General features: G+C 72.7%; 1 protein-coding gene. It reads left to right on the top strand.

What is annotated here, in order from left to right:
• The first annotated feature begins 108 nt into the window (after positions 1 to 108).
• Complete coding sequence (locus ACWGJY_RS37480) at positions 109 to 1803, top strand: DUF885 domain-containing protein (RefSeq protein ID WP_453265367.1); 1695 nt, start codon at positions 109 to 111, stop codon at positions 1801 to 1803.
• Positions 1804 to 2025: the final 222 nt, after the last annotated feature.

The raw sequence follows: 2025 nt of genomic DNA, 5'->3' as shown, positions 1-2025 counted from the left end.
TCCCACGCCCGGCCGGCCGCCGTATGAAGGCAATGGCGCAGTAAAGCGACAGGGACGTAAGGCCTCTTGATGGTGACGCGGGCGGGCCATCCGTACCAGGATGGCCACATGTCCCACACCACTACTTCCGGGGGCGGTCCGCTGCCCCGCCAGGTCGCCGATGCCTATGTCGACGCCCTCGTCGGCCTGGACCCGATCACCGGCACCTTCCTCGGCATCGCCGAGAGCTCCGGCAAGCTCCCCGACTTCTCACCGACGGGCCAGGAGGTGGTGGCCCAGCTCGCCCGTACGACGCTGGACAAACTCACCGAGGCCGAGTCCCGGCCGGGCGCCGACAGCGCCGCCGAGCAGATCTGCGCGCGGCTGCTGCGCGAGCGCCTGACCGCCGAGCTGGCGGTCCACGGGGCGGGCGAGGGCCTGCGCACCGTCAGCAACCTCAGCTCGCCGCTGCACCACGTCCGTGAGGTCCTCACGGTCACCCCGGCCGAGACCGACGAGGACTGGGCGGCGATCGCCCAGCGACTGCGGGCCGTACCTGCCGCGCTGGAGGGTTACCGCGCCGCTCTCGACGCCGGGCTGAAGCGGGACCTGCCCGCCGGACCGCTCCAGGTCCGCACGGTCATCGGCCAGTTGGACGAGTGGATCGGTACGGACCGCAGCTGGTTCGCCGAGTTCACCGACCCGGGCCCGGACACGCTGCGCGCCGAGCTGGCCGAGGCCGCGGAGGTGGCGACCGGCGCCCTGGTGGAGCTGCGTGACTGGTTCCGCGACAGCTATGCCCCCGCCATCGCCGGCGCACCGGACGTGGTGGGCCGGGAGCGCTATGCCCGCCTCGCCCGCTACTACAACGGCGCCGACATCGACGTGGACGAGGCGTATGCGTACGGCTGGTCCGAATTCCACCGGCTGCTGGCCGAGATGGAGACCGAGGCCGAGAAGGTGCTGCCCGGCGCGAAGACGCCGTGGGAGGCGCTGGCCTGGTGCGATGAGCACGGCGAGGCGGTCGAGGGCGTCGAGGAGACCCGGCAGTGGCTCCAGTCGCTCATGGACGAGGCCATCGACGGGCTCGACGGCACCCACTTCGACCTGGCGGAGCGGGTGCGCCGGGTGGAGTCGCGGATCGCCCCGCCCGGTGGCGCCGCCGCCCCGTACTACACCCAGCCGTCGCTGGACTTCTCCCGTCCCGGCCGGACCTGGCTGCCGACGATGGGCGAGACCCGCTTCGCGGCGTACGACCTGGTCTCCACCTGGTACCACGAGGGGGTGCCCGGCCATCACCTCCAGCTGGCGCAGTGGGTCCATGTCGCCGACCGGCTCTCGCGGTACCAGACGACCGTGGGCATCGTCTCCGCCAACGCCGAGGGCTGGGCGCTGTACGCCGAGCGCCTCATGGACGAGCTCGGGTTCCTGACCACCGCCGAACGGCGTCTGGGCTATCTGGACGCCCAGATGATGCGGGCCGTCCGGGTCATCATCGACATCGGGATGCATCTGGAGATGGAGATCCCGGCGGACTCCCCCTTCCACCCGGGTGAGCGCTGGACGCCGCAGCTGGCGCACGAGTTCTTCGCCCGGCACAGCAGCCTCCCGGCCGACTCCGTCGAGAGCGAGATCGTCCGCTACCAGGGCATGGCCGGGCAGGCGATCGGCTACAAGCTCGGCGAGCGGGTGTGGCTGCAGGGCCGGGAGGCGGCCCGCGCCCGGCGCGGCGCGGACTTCGACCTCAAGGCCTGGCACATGGCGGCGCTGTCACAGGGCTCGCTGGGCCTGGACGATCTGCTGAGCGAGCTGTCGGCACTCTGACCACGGCCCGGCCGGGCAGCGGCCGGTCCCTCGCCACGGTGTTGTGGCCGGCCGCCGCCGTCCGCAAGGTCCGCTGATATGACCGTGGACCGCGCGGCGGACCGGCCGCTGCTTCTGTTCCCCGGCGACCCGCTGCGACCCGCTGCGACCCGGCGCATTGATCCGCACTTCGCGGGCGAGGCCGCCGCGGCGCAGTCGGCGGCGCGGCGCAGTCGGCGGCGC

The organism is Streptomyces sp. NPDC054765 (genome assembly GCF_053612065.1).
This window is presented reverse-complemented; position numbering and strand designations above follow the sequence as displayed.